The 17,604-nt window shown below is 49.5% G+C and carries 16 protein-coding genes; 13 read left to right on the top strand and 3 right to left on the bottom strand.

Going from position 1 to position 17,604, the window contains the following annotated elements; genetic code table 11:
• Positions 1 to 18 precede the first annotated feature (18 nt).
• Entirely contained in the window at positions 19 to 270 is a 252-nt protein-coding gene (locus tag IMCC13023_RS05590; protein ID WP_157775977.1) for a hypothetical protein, read from the bottom strand.
• 638 nt (positions 271 to 908) lie between these two features.
• A complete protein-coding gene (locus IMCC13023_RS05585) occupies positions 909 to 1,661 on the bottom strand; it encodes a DeoR/GlpR family DNA-binding transcription regulator (RefSeq protein WP_007542176.1) in 753 nt (250 codons plus the stop codon).
• Positions 1,662 to 1,877: 216 nt separating this feature from the next.
• Between IMCC13023_RS05585 and IMCC13023_RS05580 the strand changes: the two genes are divergently transcribed.
• The 13 genes from IMCC13023_RS05580 (at position 1,878) to IMCC13023_RS05520 (ending at position 16,403) form a co-directional block, all read left to right on the top strand.
• On the top strand, positions 1,878 to 2,918 hold the full coding sequence (locus IMCC13023_RS05580) for a substrate-binding domain-containing protein (protein WP_007542175.1): 1,041 nt from the start codon (positions 1,878 to 1,880) through the stop codon (positions 2,916 to 2,918).
• A 100-nt stretch (positions 2,919 to 3,018) separates the two neighbouring features.
• A complete protein-coding gene (locus tag IMCC13023_RS05575) occupies positions 3,019 to 4,524 on the top strand; it encodes a sugar ABC transporter ATP-binding protein (RefSeq protein WP_007542174.1) in 1,506 nt (501 codons plus the stop codon).
• Positions 4,521 to 5,567 (top strand): ABC transporter permease, encoded by a 1,047-nt coding sequence (locus tag IMCC13023_RS05570; protein ID WP_202797981.1) that lies wholly within the window; start codon positions 4,521 to 4,523, stop codon positions 5,565 to 5,567. Before IMCC13023_RS05575 ends, IMCC13023_RS05570 begins: the two co-directional genes overlap by 4 nt.
• 114 nt (positions 5,568 to 5,681) lie before the next feature.
• Positions 5,682 to 6,662 (top strand): ABC transporter permease, encoded by a 981-nt coding sequence (locus IMCC13023_RS05565; RefSeq protein WP_007542171.1) that lies wholly within the window; start codon positions 5,682 to 5,684, stop codon positions 6,660 to 6,662.
• Between the two features lie 2 nt (positions 6,663 to 6,664).
• Positions 6,665 to 7,666, top strand: a complete 1,002-nt coding sequence (locus IMCC13023_RS05560) for a dihydroxyacetone kinase subunit DhaK (RefSeq protein WP_007542169.1) — start codon at positions 6,665 to 6,667, stop codon at positions 7,664 to 7,666.
• A 7-nt stretch (positions 7,667 to 7,673) separates the two neighbouring features.
• On the top strand, positions 7,674 to 8,285 hold the full coding sequence (locus tag IMCC13023_RS05555; RefSeq protein WP_007542167.1) for a DAK2 domain-containing protein: 612 nt from the start codon (positions 7,674 to 7,676) through the stop codon (positions 8,283 to 8,285).
• Positions 8,286 to 8,322: 37 nt separating this feature from the next.
• On the top strand, positions 8,323 to 9,201 hold the full coding sequence (locus tag IMCC13023_RS05550) for an NAD(P)-dependent oxidoreductase (RefSeq protein ID WP_007542165.1): 879 nt from the start codon (positions 8,323 to 8,325) through the stop codon (positions 9,199 to 9,201).
• A 56-nt stretch (positions 9,202 to 9,257) separates the two neighbouring features.
• Complete coding sequence (locus IMCC13023_RS05545; protein ID WP_040325266.1) at positions 9,258 to 10,070, top strand: BtpA/SgcQ family protein; 813 nt, start codon at positions 9,258 to 9,260, stop codon at positions 10,068 to 10,070.
• 10 nt (positions 10,071 to 10,080) lie between these two features.
• Entirely contained in the window at positions 10,081 to 11,598 is a 1,518-nt protein-coding gene (locus tag IMCC13023_RS05540) for an FGGY-family carbohydrate kinase (protein WP_162097431.1), read from the top strand.
• Positions 11,591 to 12,682 (top strand): aminopeptidase, encoded by a 1,092-nt coding sequence (locus tag IMCC13023_RS05535; protein WP_007542159.1) that lies wholly within the window; start codon positions 11,591 to 11,593, stop codon positions 12,680 to 12,682. The genes IMCC13023_RS05540 and IMCC13023_RS05535 overlap by 8 nt, the downstream gene beginning before the upstream one ends.
• Positions 12,683 to 12,820: 138 nt before the next feature.
• Positions 12,821 to 14,365, top strand: coding sequence for an FGGY-family carbohydrate kinase (locus IMCC13023_RS05530; RefSeq protein ID WP_007542157.1), 1,545 nt, complete (start codon positions 12,821 to 12,823; stop codon positions 14,363 to 14,365).
• On the top strand, positions 14,365 to 15,366 hold the full coding sequence (locus IMCC13023_RS05525) for a sugar-binding transcriptional regulator (RefSeq protein WP_040325264.1): 1,002 nt from the start codon (positions 14,365 to 14,367) through the stop codon (positions 15,364 to 15,366). The genes IMCC13023_RS05530 and IMCC13023_RS05525 overlap by 1 nt, the downstream gene beginning before the upstream one ends.
• On the top strand, positions 15,363 to 16,403 hold the full coding sequence (locus IMCC13023_RS05520; protein WP_007542153.1) for a zinc-binding dehydrogenase: 1,041 nt from the start codon (positions 15,363 to 15,365) through the stop codon (positions 16,401 to 16,403). The genes IMCC13023_RS05525 and IMCC13023_RS05520 overlap by 4 nt, the downstream gene beginning before the upstream one ends.
• Before the next feature lie 305 nt (positions 16,404 to 16,708).
• Here IMCC13023_RS05520 and IMCC13023_RS05515 read toward each other — a convergent pair whose 3' ends face one another.
• A complete protein-coding gene (locus IMCC13023_RS05515) occupies positions 16,709 to 17,575 on the bottom strand; it encodes an ABC transporter substrate-binding protein (protein ID WP_007542151.1) in 867 nt (288 codons plus the stop codon).
• Between the last annotated feature and the right edge of the window lie 29 nt (positions 17,576 to 17,604).

The following is a 17,604-nucleotide window of genomic DNA, read 5'->3' as shown; positions in this document are numbered from 1 at the left end:
GAGTCGCCGGCATCAGCCCTAGCAGCAGTCGCTGGCGGATGTAATTGGGAGTTGCTTGGCGGCGTTCGAAAGCTCTTTTTTCTCGTTGTCTCTGGAGAGAACCAATACCGCATCGGGATAGTAACCATCCGGGTAGGCCGGGCAAACCGCCGCGTATCCGTTGTCTCGCTTGAGGATGTGTCCGGCAAAGTCCTTCTCAACCATGAAAGCTTCGGCCTCCTCAATGCTATTAAATGGTTTTGTGCACTTGGTGTAGTTCCATTCGCTCATCACAACAGCATACATAGACGTTCATCTATTTGGTGCAAAACCCGATAACTGATAATTCGATTACGACTAGTGGAATTAGGAAGGTGGGAAACTGAGCTCTGTGCCGGCCGTCCCAAAAGGGTCGAAGACCCTTGCGGCTGAGAGAGAAGATTGCTCAAATCCACCACGGAGATCGAATGAAAGTGGTCACCGGACGGTGCGTCAAAGGAAGTGTCTCACCTGGGGCAGTATTCAGCCCCAAAGTCTCTCGATTGAGGTCAAAGTTGCGCGGCAGTAGGTCGCATAGAAAATCCGAGTCTTGGCATCAATATTTGCAGTTAGCCCGAGGGGTGCAGGATCAGTTGATCTCAACTTTCCAGCCACACGTTAACCCGTTGCTAGGGTCGTTGACGATGGTAAGCGGAACAAAGCCAAATGGCCCAGTCAAAAAGCTGTGACTTGGATGCAACTTGCTTAATCAGCTTTCCCTGTTCCCAAGTTTGCTGGAAATTGAATGAGTGACGCAAAAGAGCGCGCGCTTAGCACTTGAGGCTGCTGCTGCTCCCGAGCCCCATTATTCTAGGGAAATTTCCAACTTTCTGAGATGGTGGCAAGTGACTGATCTACCTATGAATAGAACAAGTCGTTCCATGTCCAAGTTAGACCGAGTCAGCTTTGGAGACGACTCTAATTATTGGCAGAGGTAACTTTGAGGCAACAATTGGGTCGAGATAATCATCTGATATCCCGGTCAGGAAACTTTCTAAACCAAAGACTTTGAACAATGCCTTGCGATGAAATTTGGAACTATCAGCAACGAAAAATGCTTGACTGGCAATCTTTAGCATGGCTCGTTTGGATTCAATTTCGTAACTTGTGTTGTTGAAAATTCCATGTTCATTAACTGCGTCCGCGCCAAAAATGGCAACATCGACTCTAAGTTGTTCAATTTGCTGAACGGCGGTTGGACCCCACATCGTGTACAGGTCTGGGAGTAATTCTCCACCTATAAAAACTAAATTGATTCCAGGCTTCCTGGCAACTTCTATACCAATCATCAGGTCGTTGGTGACCACGGTTAGAAGCGAATTCTTTAGCGCTTTGGCTACTTCTAAGGTTGTTGTGCCGCTATCAAGAAGCAGCACTTGGCCGTCGGGGATTCGATCGGCCATAGCCTCACCGATTGCCCTTTTCTCGGCTCCATGGAGCTGTTGCTTCAAAACAGCAGGGGTTTCCGCGGGACGAAGCGGGCTTGCTCCGCCGTGGATTCTTTGGACAAGCTCAAGGGCCTCTAACTTCTCAAGGTTGCGCCTAATGGTCGATTCATCTACTTGAAGTTCACTCGCAAGTTTGCGAACGCTCTGAAATCCACGAGCCTGGATTATCTCCAGAATCTGTGCTTTTCTCGACACAGTCGTTCTCCTTGAAATTGATGTCAAAACTACGGTTATTCCACAAGATAGCAGAATTTATGTAACGGTTTGCTCACAATATGCACGGAATGCACGAATTATGCACGTTTTGGTTTGACAAACATGCAGCACATTGCCAAAGTTTTTGAGTCAGGCAATCGTGCGGGTCCTGAGCATCAACACTACCGCAAGGGAAAAACATAAGGGAGTTCGTAAATGAATTTGAAGAAGCATCTACTTACTGCAGCCGTCGCGAGCGCATCAGTCTTGGTCATGGCCGGTTGTACCACCACAGCAGATCCAGTTGCAGTCGAAGATTCCGCTGGCTCAGCACCAACAACAGCACAGTCCATGGTTGTAGTTGTAAAGCTGACCGGAATTGGTTGGTTTGACCGCATGGAGGAAGGCGTTGTCGAGTTCGCTGCCGAAACCGGCATCGATGCTCGTCAAGAAGGAGGAGACGACGCTAGCCCTGAAAAGCAGCTTTCGATTATCCAGAACCTTCTCGCTCAGAATCCGACCGCAATTGCAGTCGTTCCAAATTCGCCGGAGGCTCTAGAGGACATTCTGAAGCAGGCCCGCGCAGCTGGAGTCATCGTTGTTTCCCATGAAGCGGCCGGTATGGTCAATGTCGACGCAGACATTGAAGCGTTCGACAACACATGGTACGGCGAGCAAATCATGATTAACCTTGCAAAGTGCATGGGTAACGAAGGCCAGTATGTCTCCTTCGTCGGTGGACTAACTGCAAAGACGCACATGACTTGGGTTGAAGGTGCCTATGCAGAGCAGCAGGCAAACTTCCCAAATCTAGTTCGTGTTGAAGACCCAGTAGAGAGCAAGGAAGACGAGACTGTTGCTTACGAGCGAGCCAAGGAGCTTCTAGCTAAGTATCCAGACATCAAGGGTTTCCAGGGTTCAGCTGGAACTGACGTCGCCGGTATCGGTCGCGCGGTTCAGGAGGCTGGACTTCAGGACTCCGTTTGCGTAATGGGAACCTCTATTCCATCTGTCGCATCTAAGTACCTGGATGACGGCTCAATCGACAAGATCTTCTTCTGGGACCCAGCACTTGCCGGGAAAGCTCAGTTAAAGATTGCTCAGATTCTGGCTGATGGAGGATCTCTTTCCGAGGGAACCGACCTAGGTATCGAGGGTTACAACTCTCTACAGAAGCTAGCTGGATTTGACAACGTCTGGGTTGGTGAGGCTGCGGTCATCGTAGACAAAACCAATGCTTCGGAGTACAAGTTCTAAAACTGTCATAGAAATAAACAGGAAAGATGAGGTGCTCTAGGTTCTTAGACCTAGAGCACCTTGTTTTTTCCGAACCACACCATTTAGGCGAAGAAAAGATATGGCCAAAGCATATAGAGCTTTACCAGTGCTAGAGGTAAAGAACATCGTCAAGACCTACGGCGGGGTGAAGGCCTTAGATGAGGTCTCAATGGCACTTACGGCTGGAAACGTGCACTGCCTAGCCGGTGAAAACGGGTGTGGTAAATCTACTCTGATTAAAATAATCAGCGGTGTTGAGCAACCAGATTCTGGGTCCATTTACATTGATGGAAAACTTCAGGAAAAGCTATCCCCATTTTCATCGATAATGGCCGGCATCCAAGTTATTTACCAAGACTTCTCCCTATTCCCAAATCTGTCTGTTGCGGAAAACATTACGATCACCTCTCAAGTGGCGATTAGGGCAAAACTATTTTCAGCGAGTAAGGCGAAAATCGCCGCCGCGACGATTATCAAAGAGCTCGGATTGACACTGGACCTTAGTGCAAAAGTTGAAGCTCTATCTGTGGCAGATAAGCAATTAACAGCCATTTGCAGGGCCTTGATAAATGATGCAAGAGTTATTGTGATGGACGAACCCACTACTGCCCTTACTCACACCGAAGTTGACTATCTCTTCGATGTGGTGCGGAAGCTTAGGGAGAGAGGGGTAGCGCTAGTTTTTGTAAGCCACAAGCTCGAAGAGTCACTCCAAGTTTCGCAAGATGTAACGATCCTACGAAACGGAAAGCACATTATTTCAGGTATAGCTAGCGAGTTCGACAGAAAATCCCTGACTCAATACATAACCGGGCGCGACGTTAGTGAGGCCAGGGAAATAACTTCTCCGGTCATGACAGCAAAACCGTTAATGGAGGTGTCGCACCTGTGCTCCTCTGGCGCATTTAATGATGTTAGCTTCACTCTTCATAGTGGTGAAATTTTGGGAATTACCGGGCTACTCGGTTCTGGAAGAACTGAAATTGCAGAAGCTCTGTTTGGGGTGAGGCCAGCTGAATCCGGAACAATTGAAATTGACGGACAGGCCATACGAGTTCGTACTATTCGCGACGCCATCAAGGCGGGGATTGGGTACTTACCTGAGGATCGTCTAACTCAGGGGCTTTTTCTGGACAAATCTGTCGGGGACAACATCATCGCGGGATCACTCGACAAACACAGGAGTGCTTTCGGTCTATTGGACGGAGAGGGTATCTCCAAGACCACTCAGTCAATGTTTGACCGGTTGAAGATTAAGGCGAAAAGCGTTTCGGCTCCGGTGAGATCTCTTTCAGGGGGAAACGCTCAACGAGTAGTGCTAGGAAAACTTCTGGCCAACCAACCCAAGGTTTTGATTCTCAACGGTCCAACTGTGGGAGTAGACATAGGGTCAAAAGAACAAATACTCGAAATTCTTCGGAACGAGGCAAATCTAGGAAGGGGGGTTATCGTAATTTCCGATGACTCCCTCGAGTTGGTTTCTGTTTGCAACCGCGTCTTGGTTGTTCGCCAGGGCGAGATTGTTGACACTCTGACTGGATCACAAATTACAGCAACCAACATTCAAGAAATGACGACAGCATGAGTATTTTTGCGACTCGGAGACCTCTAGAAATGCTAGCCGGACTGCGGGGTTCTAATAATGAGGGAGTGCTTGCACTTGTCCTAGTCGTCATAGTAGTTGCAATTAGCATCCTCAATCCGGTGTTCTTTTCGTTGACAACCATGTTTTCAATAATGCGCGGATCTATTGTTCCGCTTATATTCGCACTCGGTGTTCTGATTGTGATCATCTCCGGCGGAATTGACGTTTCCTTCGCGGCAATTGCAATCTTCTCTGCGTACACCGCAGTCAAAATTGCTCAAGATGGAAATTTTGATCCGGGATTAATCGTCATCACCCTAATGGCTGCTTGTTTTGGTGCCCTGCTAGGTCTTGTCAATGGCGCCGTCATAGCAAATTTCAGATTGCCTACCCTAATTGTGACCCTGGGAACACAAGGTCTTTTTCGGGGCGTATTGATAGCTTATGTGGGCTCTAAGTACATAGCCAACCCACCAATGTCCCTTGATGAGGTAGCTAAAACTAACATCATTTCAATTGTGAACGAGCAAGAACGCGGGGCGTTCTTGCACGTGTTGGTGGTTCCGGTAATCATTCTCACGATTTTGGTCGCCTGGATGCTGAAGCGAACGATGTTTGGACGCGCCATCTTTGCGATAGGAGGCGATGACGAGGCTGCTAGGAGGGCCGGCTTTCCCGTGGTTCGCATTCAAATGATGGTTTACATCTTGGTTGGTGTGCTGGCCGCGGTGGCCGGAGTCTTTCATGTGACTCTTGGAAGAAACGCTAATCCCCAGGACCTCGTTGGCAACGAGTTGGATGTCATCGCGGCTGTCGTGCTGGGTGGAGCTTCGGTGTTCGGTGGACGGGGTTCTGTGCTTGGCACAGTGCTGGGGGTTTTACTGATTCAAGTAATCAACAACAGCCTTCTCTTGGCCGGAGTTCCAACAGCTTGGCAGCGAGCAGCTGTGGGGGTTTTACTGATTGTTGGTGTCGGTATTCAAGCTCTTTCTGCAAAGAGAAAAACCAAGAGATCCTTCGTAACAGCACAGTTGGGGGCATAAAAATTGAATAGCAAAAGCAGCACAAGGCCTTCTCTTGTATCGGCAAACAATCGCTTGGACACGATAACTCGAGATTTTATTGTGAGAGCTAGAGGCGACCGGGGAACTAGCAGGATGCTTCTAATTTTGATTGGGTCATTTGCCCTTTTTACTTATCTGCAGCCAGATATCTTCCTCAATCCGGTAAACCTCCAGAACATTATGATTGCATCTCCGGAAATTGGAGTAATTGCGGTAGCAATGATGGTAGCCATGCTTACGGGGGGCATAGATCTGTCCACCGTTGCAGTGGCTAATCTCTCTGCAATAACAATAACCACCCTCTATTCGTCGCTAATGGCTAGCGATCCTGCGAGGGCTGCTCAAATGATGCCATTCATAGTTTTACTTGGATTAGTTGTCGGCCTTGCCGGAGGTTTATTTAACGGTTTCTTGATTAGCTACGTTGGAATAGCACCCATTCTGGCAACGCTTGGCTCCATGCAAATTTTCAATGGTTTGGCCATTGTCTGGACCGGAGGAAAAACCCTGTATGGAGCTCCCGAAGAATTAGCCGCAGTGGGCAAGGCTGGTGTTCTTGGAATGCCAACGACTTTCATAGCACTACTTGTAATCGCAGGACTTGTAGCCATTTTTCTAAACAAAACCTCTCTGGGAAGAAAAACGCAGCTTTTGGGTACCAACCCCGTAGCCGCCAGGTACTCGGGGATTAACTCGAGACAAGTACTAATGAGCACTTACATGCTGACTGGTTTACTTGGAGGCTGTGCGGGTGTTTTGTTCCTCGCTAGAAACCCAACCTCGAGTGCAGACTACGGAAGCTCCTACGTATTGTTGGTAATCGTCATAGCAGTTCTGGGTGGCACAAACCCTGCAGGTGGTTTTGCAACCGTGACCGGGGTCGTTCTTGCAACCCTGACTCTGCAAACGGTTGCGAGTGGATTTAATGCAATCCGCTTATCGGCCTACGAATATTCAATAGCGCAGGGGGCCATTCTGATCCTGGTCATGATCTTGGATCAGGCCTCGACGAAGCGAAAACTGAATAAGGGCCTAAACAAAGCCAACTGGTTCAAAAAGAAAGCAAGGAAATAAACATGAGGAAAATAATAAACAACCCCGATAACTTCGTCGATGAAATGATTGAGGGATTGATTCTTGCTCATCCGGGTATGGTCCGCTTGGCTTCGGCCGACAAACGGGTGCTTGTCCGGGCGGATTCGCCAGAGCAAGGCAAGGTTGGAATTGTCACTGGAGGTGGCTCAGGTCACCTACCTTTATTCAAGGGTTACGTTGGGAAAGGCCTAGCCTCCGGAGTTGCAATTGGAAACGTCTTTTCGTCTCCTTCGTCAAAGCAGTGTTTGGAGGCAACGAGGGCAGTTTCTGGGGGAGTGGGTGTGCTTTACCTTTACGGAAACTACGGAGGGGATGTACTTAATTTTGATCTTGCGGCCGAGATGGCTGAGGTTGAAAACATCGAAACCAGAACGGTCCTCGGTTGTGATGACGTTGCCAGCCAGCCAAGAGAAAGAGCAGCGGACCGTCGTGGTGTTGCCGGTATCTTCTTCGCGTTTAAGGCTGCGGGTGCCGCTGCACAGCGGGGAGATTCGCTTGACGAGGTAGCTGCTGCTGCTCAGGACGTTGTCGAAAACACGGGAACTATGGGCATAGGTCTTTCTCCCACGATCTTCCCAACCACGGGTAAGGCCAGTTTCGAGCTTCCGGAAGGTGAAATGGAAGTTGGAATTGGAATCCACGGAGAGCCCGGAATCCACAGAGGGGAACTGGAAACAGCGGATGAGATTGTTGCCAGACTGCTTGATCCAATCGTTGCCGATCTGTCTATTGTCTCGGGAGATAGTGTTGCCGTTCTAGTAAATGGGATGGGGTCCACTCCACTCGAAGAGCTTTACGTCATGTATCGCCAAGTAAACAAACTCTTAGCCGGTAAGGGAATTGCGATTGGTAAATCTTACGTCGGTGAATATGCCACCAGCCTTGAAATGGCAGGGGCGTCTCTCTCTCTCTTGAAATTAAATGCCGCTCGCTTAGAGCTTCTGAACGCGCCCGCTGAGTCACCATTTTTCAAAGAAGGTTAGATAAATAATGAACGGTATAGAGATGAATCAAGCTATTCGAAATACACTCGCCGACCTAAAGAATTACGCTGACGAGTTTCGTGATTTAGACGCTGCGCTGGGAGATGGGGACCTGGGGGTAACTATTTCTCTTGGAGCCGACGCAATTACTTCTTCCCTAGCGTCACTTCCAGAGAATGCGAGTCCGGTTGACATCGCTCAAGCCTGTGCCACGTCCTTTGCTGATGCTAACCCGTCAACAATGGCCGCACTTGTTGCCGGCGCTCTTCTGGCTGGCTCTAATCTCTGGGAGGGCAAGAGTGAGATAACTATTGCGGACACAGCCGCTTTTACTCTGGCCGCAGGCGAATCAATTGCGAAACGTGGACGTTCCCAAGTTGGAGACAAGACAATTCTTGACGCTATCGTTCCAGCCGCCAATGCGATGGCAGCCGAATCGGACCCTGCGGTTGCTTTAGAGGCGGGCATTGCTGCTGCAGAAAAAGCAGTTGTTGACACCAGGGCATTGCAGTCTCGTCGAGGCAGAGCATCTTGGCTGCAGGAGCGAAGTGTTGGATTGCAGGATCCGGGCGCTACCGCGTTTTGGTATCTACTGAGATCCTGGAAAGCCGCTAACTAGCTACTAAGTATTCGCAACCAAATCAAAGGAGGATAAATTGTCAACTATCGGTTTTCTAGGGCTTGGAACTATGGGTCAGGGAATGGTCAAAAATCTCGTGGAGAAAGGGCACGAAGTCACTGCATGGAACAGAAGTGCTTTTGACGTCGAGAGCCTCGGAGCCAAAAGAGCGTCATCAATCAGCGAAGCGGTTAAGGGCTTTGATTACGTGATGTACTGCTTGGCTGACGACAAGGCCGTTGAGGACGTTGTCCTGTCTAACGGCGGCGTCTTGTCTGAGGCGTCCTCTCCAACAATAGTGATTAATCTTTCAACAATTGATCCTCTTACCAGCGCTAAGGAATCCCTTGGCTTCACCACTAAGGGAATTAGATTTTTGGATGCTCCTGTCTTTGGATCTAAAGGCGAGGCGAACGCTGGCGGATTATGGATAGTAGCGGGAGGAGATAAAGAAGTATTTGATAAGGCTCAGGAGGTTTTGGGGCCAATAAGTGAAACTGCTCACTACATGGGAGCATCCGGAAGCGGAGCTCAGATGAAGCTCGTTGGCAACCTAATTGTGGCCGCCCAGCTTGAAGCTCTTGGAGAGGCGCTAACTTTGGCCAAGAAGGCAAACCTTGACCTAAGCGACGTGTTGGATGTCTTACACGTGACCGACTTTAGGTCACCAATTTTTGATGGTGTAGGGGCATCTGTAATTAGAGGCGATTACTCGCCAAGCTTTGCATTGAGGCTGATGCTTAAAGACGCGAAACTTGTAAAAGCATTTGCTGATCGCATGCAGTCCCCCGTTCCCGCGACGGAGGCCACACTAGAAATAATCACACAAGCAGTAGGTGAGGGTTGGGGTGAGGAAAATGCTTCGGCGCTAATCAAAGTCTTGTCCAAGAAAGCCGGTGTAGACCTAAAGGGTTAGTGGCGCAACCCACTCGCGTGGCCCATTAGATGCAAAACAGAAGGAGATTCAAGAATATGTCATGGTTAGTTGATACATTCAGGGTTCAGAAGCCGGTCATCGGCATGTGCCACCTACAGGCGATGCCGGGCGACACTGGTTACGACAAGAAGGGTGGCTTAGACAAAATAATTGAGCTAGCGAAGGCGGATTTAGCAGCACTTCAAGAAGGTGGAGTTGACGGTGTTCTCATTTCCAATGAATTTAGTCTTCCCTACTTGACAAAAACCGAGCCAATTACAGCGATTGTTATGGCACGAATAATCGGCGAACTACGGAGTGAAATTAATACTCCATATGGTGTAAATGTTTTGTGGGACGCGACCGCTTCTATTGATCTAGCTGTTGCAACTGGCGCAGCATTTGTTCGGGAGATCTTCACCGGTGTGTACGCATCAGATTTCGGTTTGTGGGACACCAATGTTGGTCAGGTTGCTCGGCACCGCAATGCGGTCTCGGGGGAGAACGTGAAACTTCTTTACAATGTCGTTCCGGAAGCAGCCAGCTATGTCGGGTCAAGATCAGTGGAAGAGATTACTAAGTCAACTGTTTTCAATTGCCAACCAGACGGGCTCTGTGTGTCCGGGCTAACCGCAGGGGCTGCAACCGACTCCAGCGTCTTGGCCAAAGTGAAGGAGAACGCGGGAAATACTGCTGTTTTCGTAAACACCGGAGTTACTGACAAAACAGTAGTGGAGTTACTTTCCATCGCAGACGCCGCAATAGTCGGCACGTATTTCAAGCGCGATGGCATCTTCGAGAACGCCACAGATTCAAAGAGGGTAGAAAAGCTAATGACTGAGGTTCGTCAGATGCGGTCTGGCTTTTAGGTCTCCCATGGTGAATTTATTTCTAGGCATAGACATCGGAACCTTCGAGACTAAAGGTGTTTTGGTCGATGAGCAGGGTGTGGTGCAGGCAAGCGCTTCGAAGAGGCACTCTATCTCGACCCCTCGCGAAAACTATGTTGAGCAAGATGCAGAAGAAGTTTGGTGGGCTGATCTAGTTTTTGTTGCTAAAAGGCTAATGAAAACCGAAGTCGCCAAATCGAGCACCATCGCGGCGATGGCTTGCAGCGCGATAGGACCTTGCGTTTTGCCAATTGACAAAAACCTAGCTCCCCTCAGGCCTGGCATTTTGTATGGAGTTGACGCTCGAGCTGGTAAGCAGATTTCCGAGCTAAGAGAAAGATTTGGCGACGACGAGATATTTGCAAAATCAGGTAACTCATTAAGCAGTCAGTCGGCGGGGCCCAAAGTGATGTGGGTTGCTCAAAATGAACCAGAAATTGCCGCCATGACTGAATGGTATGTCACCAGTCAAAGTTTTTTGGTCGCGAAGCTCACGGGTGAAGTAACCATGGATCATGGGACTGCCGGTTATTTTCACCCGCTTTATGATCTCAAGCAGCAGAAATGGGACATTACGGGTTGCGAGGACTTCGTCTCTGCAGCGCAACTTCCAAATCTTGCGTGGGCCACTGAAATAGCCGGTTACGTTACTCATGCCGCGGCTCTGGCCACCGGCATCCCTGAGGGTACTGTGGTGGCGGTTGGCACCACAGACTCGCCAGCCGAAGCAGTTGGTGCGGGTGTTGTTGAGGCTGGTGACACTATGATCCAGTACGGCTCTGCCGGCTACATGATTAACGTCCTGAATGCCCCAAAGTCAAGTAGTGATCTTTGGTCTGCTCCCTTTGTCTTTCCAAAGAGCTTCGTAGCTGCAGCCGGGACGGCTACAGCTGGAACAGTAACCCGATGGATCTGCGATTTATTAGATATTGACAGCTCTGAAGGGGATGAGAAATTATTCACTGAACTTATTGACCTTGCTATGCAATCCAAAGTTGGAGCTAATGGGGTTATTTTCCAGGCTCATTTGAGTGGCGAGCGCACGCCAGTTCAAGACGCAAATAGCCGCGGGATCTTCTTTGGACTTTCTCTCTCTCATACAAGGTCCGATATCGCTAGGGCTGCGATAGAGGGAATAGCCCATTCTTTGTCGTACGCATTTGAAACGTATTCCACTAATGGAATTGAGCCTGAGAGAATAAAGGCAATCGGGGGAGGAACAAAAAACACGATATTAATCGAATCCGTGTCCGCGATCTTAGATAAACCACAGACTGTCGCTAGTAGCGTCGGCGCCGCTTTTGGTGACGCTGCCATTGCTGCATACGCTGTTGGCCATCTGACATCCCGCAGTGAAATTTTGAATTGGGTAGGTTCTGAAGCGCAGGTTGGAGTGAACAGGGACATGCAGTCCAGGCTGCAACTTGACCACGAGGACTACAAGGCTTTATACGAAGCGACAAGAGCCCTAGGAACCAAGAGGTCATTAAGGGCTCGAGATGGATAATCGTTGGAGCTTGCTGGCCCACCAGCTAATCCGCGGCCTTGACATAACTTCCAATACCAAGGTGTCGATGTTTATGACCGATTTTCGATGCATGGAAGCTGTTTCTGCTTTTGTGGCTGAGTGCTACAAGGTTGGAGCGTACCCACAAGTTATGGCGACCGATGAAAGATTTGATCGATTCGCCCAAGAATTTGCCTCGGATGAGACACTTGGGAGCCCTGCTGGGCTAGAAGTCGCAGCAATGGAGTGGGCCGATGTGCATGTTTCCTTCAGGGGCATGGTGACTCCGGATTTCGATGTCGATCAGCGCAAAATTGCTCTGCTGCGCAAAGGCAAGGGAATTGTGTCCACCAAGCGCTGGCAACAGACTAGATGGTGCATTGTCCGTATTCCAGCAATCGAGTGGTCGAATATGATCAACGTGGACCATGAGGAGTTGTTGCATGAGTTTTTCGACAGTTCAATTGCCGATTGGGGAAAAGTTGGTGACCTGCAGCTATCGCTGTGTGACCGACTTGCCGAGGTCAGTCAGATAAGAATTCTTTCCAGAGATTCGGATTTAGTTTTGGGAGTAGCGGGGAGAAGATGGCTGTCTTTTGCCGGCGAGATGAATCTCCCAGACGGGGAAGTGGCAACTGCCCCAATTGAAACCAGCGTCAATGGCCATATCAAATTTCCTGGAGTGTTCTGGTTTTCGGGCGTCGCGATTCGGGACCTCATCCTGTATTTCGAGGGTGGCAAAGTCGTATCTTTTTCTGCAACTGAAGGAGCTGATTTGGTGTCTGCAGTTTTGGAGACAGATGATGGTTCGAGACATCTAGGGGAAATTGGAATTGGCACTAACCCAAACATGAAAACCCTCACCGGAGACCTGCTTCTTGACGAAAAAATTTTAGGCACGGTGCACATAGCCCTAGGTAGGGCATACCCAGACTCGCTTGGGGTTAATGAATCCGCACTGCACTGGGACATTGTCAAGGACCTTAGGGAGCAAGGGTGTTTTCTCTTCGCCGACGACTTGGAGCTAATTTCAAACGGAGAGCTAAAGGTTCCGTTGGCTAATTTTTCAAATCTCAGGAAATAAAGGCGACCACTACTGAGAATGTTCTTGAAATATTTAAATGCAATTAATTGCGAATGATGGAATTAGTTGCACAAGGGTTTCGAAGTCACCGTAGCTTGGTTTTAGGGATAAATACCAAGGGAAAGGGGAGGGAGCAAAATGAAAAGTGGTCCCTACATGATCGGCATAGACGGTGGCACAGAGGGCCTCAGGGTTGGCATTTTTGATCTTGATGGAAACCCCTTGGTTTTCGTGAGAAACGCCTACGAAACTAATTTCGTTCAGCCCGGTTGGGCCGAGCAAAACCCAGAGCATTGGTGGAAGGCCGCAGTGTCGGGCATTCGGAGCGCAATGAGTAACATCGGCGCCGAGTCGAGTGACATAGCCTCAATCTGCGTTGGGGCCACAAGCTGCACCGTTGTGTGCCTCGATGATTCGGGTAACGTACTCCGACCAGCAATCATCTGGATGGACGTTAGGGCGGAAGAGGAAGCCCGGATAGTGGCAGACAGCGGCTCTCCGGCACTACTTCTTAGCGGTCGAGTACATGCCTCGGCAGAATGGCTTCCGTCCAAAGCACTGTGGCTTTCTCGTAATCAGCCGGAAATTTTCGCAAAGACTACGTGGATGGCGGAATACGCTGACTACCTAACTTGGAGGCTAACCGGGGAAAAAGTGGCATCTCAAAATAATGCTGCTATTCGCGCCTATTACGACGTGGAAAACGGGGGTTGGGCACGTGAGCTGTACGCAACCCTCGGTATGCCCGATTTGGTAGAGAAGCTTCCCGAAGTTGTTCTGCCCATGGGTACGCCAATAGGCAAGCTCACGAAACGAGTCCAGGATGAGCTCGGCTTAGATGAAAACGTAGTTGTTGTGACCGGAGGCGCTGATGCATTTGTGGCTCAAATAGGGCTAGGCGTCGTAGAGCCTGGAGCCATGGCGCTTATCACTGGGTCGTCTCATCTCCTGCTGCTTCAAACCAAGAACCGTGTTCATGGGGAGGGAACCTGGGGTGGCTATCCTGGGGCCGTTATCGATGGTCAGTACACGGTGGAAGGGGGACAGACTTCCAGCGGTTCAATGATTGGTTGGTTTAGGCGCCTGGTTCAGTCGGAAGAGGTTGAGGACAACTTTTTTGAAGCTTTGTCTCCGCTTGCTTCAAAGCTTCCACCAGGGTCAGATGGGCTCATTGTGCTGGATCATTTTCAGGGAAACAGGACTCCTTATGTGGACGCATTGTCTCGCGGGGCGATACTGGGCCTTTCGTTGAGCCACCGAAGGGAACACATCTTTCGAGCAATGATCGAGTCGGTCTGCTTCGGTAGCGAAAATACCATGCGCAGATTCCGAGAGCAGGGACACCAAATTGATCGAGTTGTTGCAGCCGGAGGGGCAACAAATAGCGATCTTTGGCTTCAGCTCCACGCGGACATTTCGAATGTTCCAGTCGAAGTCACTAAGGTTTCAGAGACAGCGAGCTTGGGACCGGCAATACTTGGTGCCGTCGGAGCAGGGCTATACAAAGACATAAATGACGCCGTGGATGCGATGGTACACAGGGACAGGGTTGTGTTGCCTAATAGCGAAGTGCACCAGAGGTACGAGGAGTTCTTTCTCGCATACCAAAAATCTTATGAGGCACTAAAGCCAATAATGCACCAGCTCTCTGCGGCCCAGAAATCGAAGCAGCGAGATACCTAATGCCTCAGCTAACGAGCGGTGGAAGGGCGAATGACTTGGCTCGCGTAGCCGAGATGCACTTCATTCAGAGAATGGACCAAAAACTTATAGCGTCTCGAATTCACGCTTCGAGATCAACTGTGAGCCGGATGTTGAAAGAGGCTATTGATTCCGGAATAGTCGACTTCAAGATAAACCACCCCCTGGCCCGGGATTCGCAGTTAGAAAAACAACTATTAAAAATCTTGAAGTTGCGTGAGGTTTGGGTCTCGAATTTGGAGAGCGCTATAACCAGAGACGAAGGAAGGATTATCGGCGAACTTGGTGCCAAGTGCATTGATCAGCAAGTTACTAAAACTGGCTCCCTAGCAATCTGCTGGGGCAGCGCTACGAAGTTAGTTGTTGAAAACTTAGAGACAAATCCAGAAAAACAAGTTCACGTGATTCAGATGATCGGCTCCATGGGCACGAGTGACTCGACCAACGATGGCGTTGAGCTAACAAAAATGGCTGCAAGAAAGCTAAAAGGTACTTATGAACTTCTAAACGCTCCTCTGGTTGTTGATGATGAGGCTTCGGCGCTGTCGTTACTGCGACAATCGGCTATTTCCAAGGTGCTGGATGCGGCTGAGGCTGCTGATTGCGCTCTGGTTGGCCTGGGCGCTATAAACCTGAATTCATCTGCATTGGTTGCCGCCGGATACTTGACAGCCGACGAGGTTTCTGACGCGTTGGTGCTCGGTGCAGTCGGTGACGTGTCGGGTATTTTGATCGACAGTAGGGGTAGAGAGGTTGTCTCGAAGTTCACCTCCAGGGTGATTGGGCTGAAGCCTCAAAGAATTAAAAATATAAAAAATACTGTTGCGGTGGCTTTCGGACAGGACAAGCTTCAGATTATTCAAGCTGCAGCTCTCGGCGAATACATAGACATTTTGATTACCGACAGCTCAACAGCCAGAAGCCTTATTTCATCATCCATAGCAACAACACACTCAACCGAAGGAAGAACGAGTTCCATATGAAGGCAATTGTTTATAGGGGACCTGGAGACGTAGTGGTCACTGAAGTGGAAAAGCCAAAACCAGCCGTTGGCGAGGTGTTGCTGAAAATTTCTAGCAACACTATTTGTGGTACCGATTTACGAATCGCCCTTGGAATCAAGAGGAAAGGGGTCGTGGCTCCCAGGATTTTAGGCCATGAAGTCGCTGGAGAAGTTGTTGAAATGGGTGACCATGTTGTCGGCTACGAAATAGGAGACAAGGTAGGAATGAGTCCGACTTATTCCTGCGGCACATGTGCGGAGTGTTCGGAGAAGCGTTCTCATCTCTGCAAGAATGCCCTAGTGCTAGGACACCAGACAGACGGTGGCCTAGCCGAATTTATTCTCATTCCGGCGAAGGCCGTTTCCGATGGGGTTTTAGTTAGCTATAAAGGCGATCATGATCCTGTTGCAGTGTCCTTAGCGGAACCTCTTTCGTGCATTATTCACGGGCAAAAGTTTTTGCAAATAACATCCGCGGACACCGTGTTGGTTATTGGTGGAGGAGCAATAGGTCTGATGCATGCGAAGCTTGCGAAACTATCGGGTGCCGCGACCGTAATTCTGAGTGAGCCTCTTGAGTTTAGAAGAAGACTCGCATTAGATTTCGGTGCAGACATTGCTGTCGACCCGACTACAGAGGATCTATCCGCAATTGTGCTAGAAGAGACAGGTGGGGCTGGGGCCCAAGTTGTAATTTTATGTATAGGAGTACCCACTCTGGTAAATCAGGCTCTTCAGCTGGCAGCCAATAGGGGAAGGGTGAGTATGTTTGCTGGTTTTCCGGTGAATCAAAACGCAGAGATTGATTCAAATTTAATTCACTACAAGGAGCTTTCGGTTGTTGGCAGTTCCAACTCAACGGTACCTGATTATCGAGAGGCTATAAGGCTCATAGATACTTACCAAGTTGAAACTGCAAAGCTCGTTACTCACCGGTTTAACCTCGATCAATACTTAGAGGCTGTAGAGATGATGGATCATCCATCAGCGCTCAAAGTGGCGATAATCCCAGAATAAATAGACCAAAAACTAAAACTAGGAAACAAGAGAAGCAAATGGCAGAGCACGTTCAAAAGAGACAGGAGAGTACTTCGCGAATGTTCCAATTCGATCCACTGGTTTCCACGTGAAAGGTGCAAACTCCCTCGATTCGGGGGAAGAGGAATAGACTCAGCCGCATTTTCAACAAGGACAGCGAAAAAAGACAAGCGGTTCTAACTAAGAATTTTTTGGGTTCGTTGCCACTTGCGCGATAACTCCTTTGCAAAAAAAATACCCAGTCCGCTTTCTAAAAGCGCACTGGGTATTTCTAATTACTTGCTTTAGTCAATAAGGCCTTCTGATAGCAACCAGTCCCTGGCAATTTCAGCCGATGACAGTTGCTCGTCAACGCTTCTAACGTTGAGGGCAACTAGGTCTGCTGCTGTCATAGCCGATGAAACGGCACTGATTAGATCGCGTGCTTCTTGATTCACGGCATCCGAGGCAATCGGCACAAGGTTAGACGACAGGAAAAGTCCCTGCGGGTCTGTCAATGTGACCAGTCCAAGCTGCTGGATTCGTGGGTCAGCGCTATAGACGTTTGCCATGTCAATCAGCCCTGCGACCAGTGACTCAACGGTGGTGTCTCCAGTGGCCTCAAACTCCACGGTCACGCCGTAGGAGCTTAGGAGGCCAGTTGGTCCGTATGGTCTCTCAGCTAGCTCTGGGGCGCCACCTAGACGTATTCCGGATACTCCAGCAAGATCTGCAATAGAGGTTAAGTTGTTCTTCATTGCAAAGTCACTTGTGACGTTGTACGAGTCCTGATCGGAGGCTCCTGAGAGAGCAAGTGCGGTTAGGCCTGCTGGTAATGCGGCCTGCAAGGCTTGGTAAACGTCTTCTTCGGCGGTTGCGGTGGCTTCGGGGTCGAAGTACTGCAGCAAGTTTCCGGTGTACTCAGGGAAAAGATCTACTTCGCCGGCCAAAAGCGCGGGTACATAAACGTCGCGCTGTCCTAGGGCAAACTGCCTGTCAACCGAGTATCCGGCGTCTTCTAGAACCTGAGCGTATACCTCGGCAACTATTTCGTTTGAGTAGTAAGCCTGGGAGCCGATTACAAGCGGCTCGCTATTTGAATCAGCGCAGCCTGCAAGCCCCAGTACTGCAACAGCGCTGAGAGCAATTGCACTCTTAGTGGATTTTTTCATTGGATTTCCTTCTGGTTGTCTATCGATTT

This window comes from Candidatus Aquiluna sp. IMCC13023 (assembly GCF_000257665.1).
GTDB lineage: Bacteria > Actinomycetota > Actinomycetes > Actinomycetales > Microbacteriaceae > Aquiluna.
This window is presented reverse-complemented; position numbering and strand designations above follow the sequence as displayed.

Bases quoted from the DNA above. Each gene is read 5' to 3' on its own strand.
- IMCC13023_RS05590 (WP_157775977.1), bottom strand. From the start codon at position 270: ATGAGCGAATGGAACTACACCAAGTGCACAAAACCATTTAATAGCATT.
- IMCC13023_RS05580 (WP_007542175.1), top strand. From the start codon at position 1,878: ATGAATTTGAAGAAGCATCTACTTACTGCAGCCGTCGCGAGCGCATCA.
- IMCC13023_RS05575 (WP_007542174.1), top strand. From the start codon at position 3,019: ATGGCCAAAGCATATAGAGCTTTACCAGTGCTAGAGGTAAAGAACATC.
- IMCC13023_RS05570 (WP_202797981.1), top strand. From the start codon at position 4,521: ATGAGTATTTTTGCGACTCGGAGACCTCTAGAAATGCTAGCCGGACTG.
- IMCC13023_RS05565 (WP_007542171.1), top strand. From the start codon at position 5,682: ATGCTTCTAATTTTGATTGGGTCATTTGCCCTTTTTACTTATCTGCAG.
- IMCC13023_RS05560 (WP_007542169.1), top strand. From the start codon at position 6,665: ATGAGGAAAATAATAAACAACCCCGATAACTTCGTCGATGAAATGATT.
- IMCC13023_RS05555 (WP_007542167.1), top strand. From the start codon at position 7,674: ATGAACGGTATAGAGATGAATCAAGCTATTCGAAATACACTCGCCGAC.
- IMCC13023_RS05545 (WP_040325266.1), top strand. From the start codon at position 9,258: ATGTCATGGTTAGTTGATACATTCAGGGTTCAGAAGCCGGTCATCGGC.
- IMCC13023_RS05535 (WP_007542159.1), top strand. From the start codon at position 11,591: ATGGATAATCGTTGGAGCTTGCTGGCCCACCAGCTAATCCGCGGCCTT.
- IMCC13023_RS05530 (WP_007542157.1), top strand. From the start codon at position 12,821: ATGAAAAGTGGTCCCTACATGATCGGCATAGACGGTGGCACAGAGGGC.
- IMCC13023_RS05525 (WP_040325264.1), top strand. From the start codon at position 14,365: ATGCCTCAGCTAACGAGCGGTGGAAGGGCGAATGACTTGGCTCGCGTA.
- IMCC13023_RS05520 (WP_007542153.1), top strand. From the start codon at position 15,363: ATGAAGGCAATTGTTTATAGGGGACCTGGAGACGTAGTGGTCACTGAA.
- IMCC13023_RS05515 (WP_007542151.1), bottom strand. From the start codon at position 17,575: ATGAAAAAATCCACTAAGAGTGCAATTGCTCTCAGCGCTGTTGCAGTA.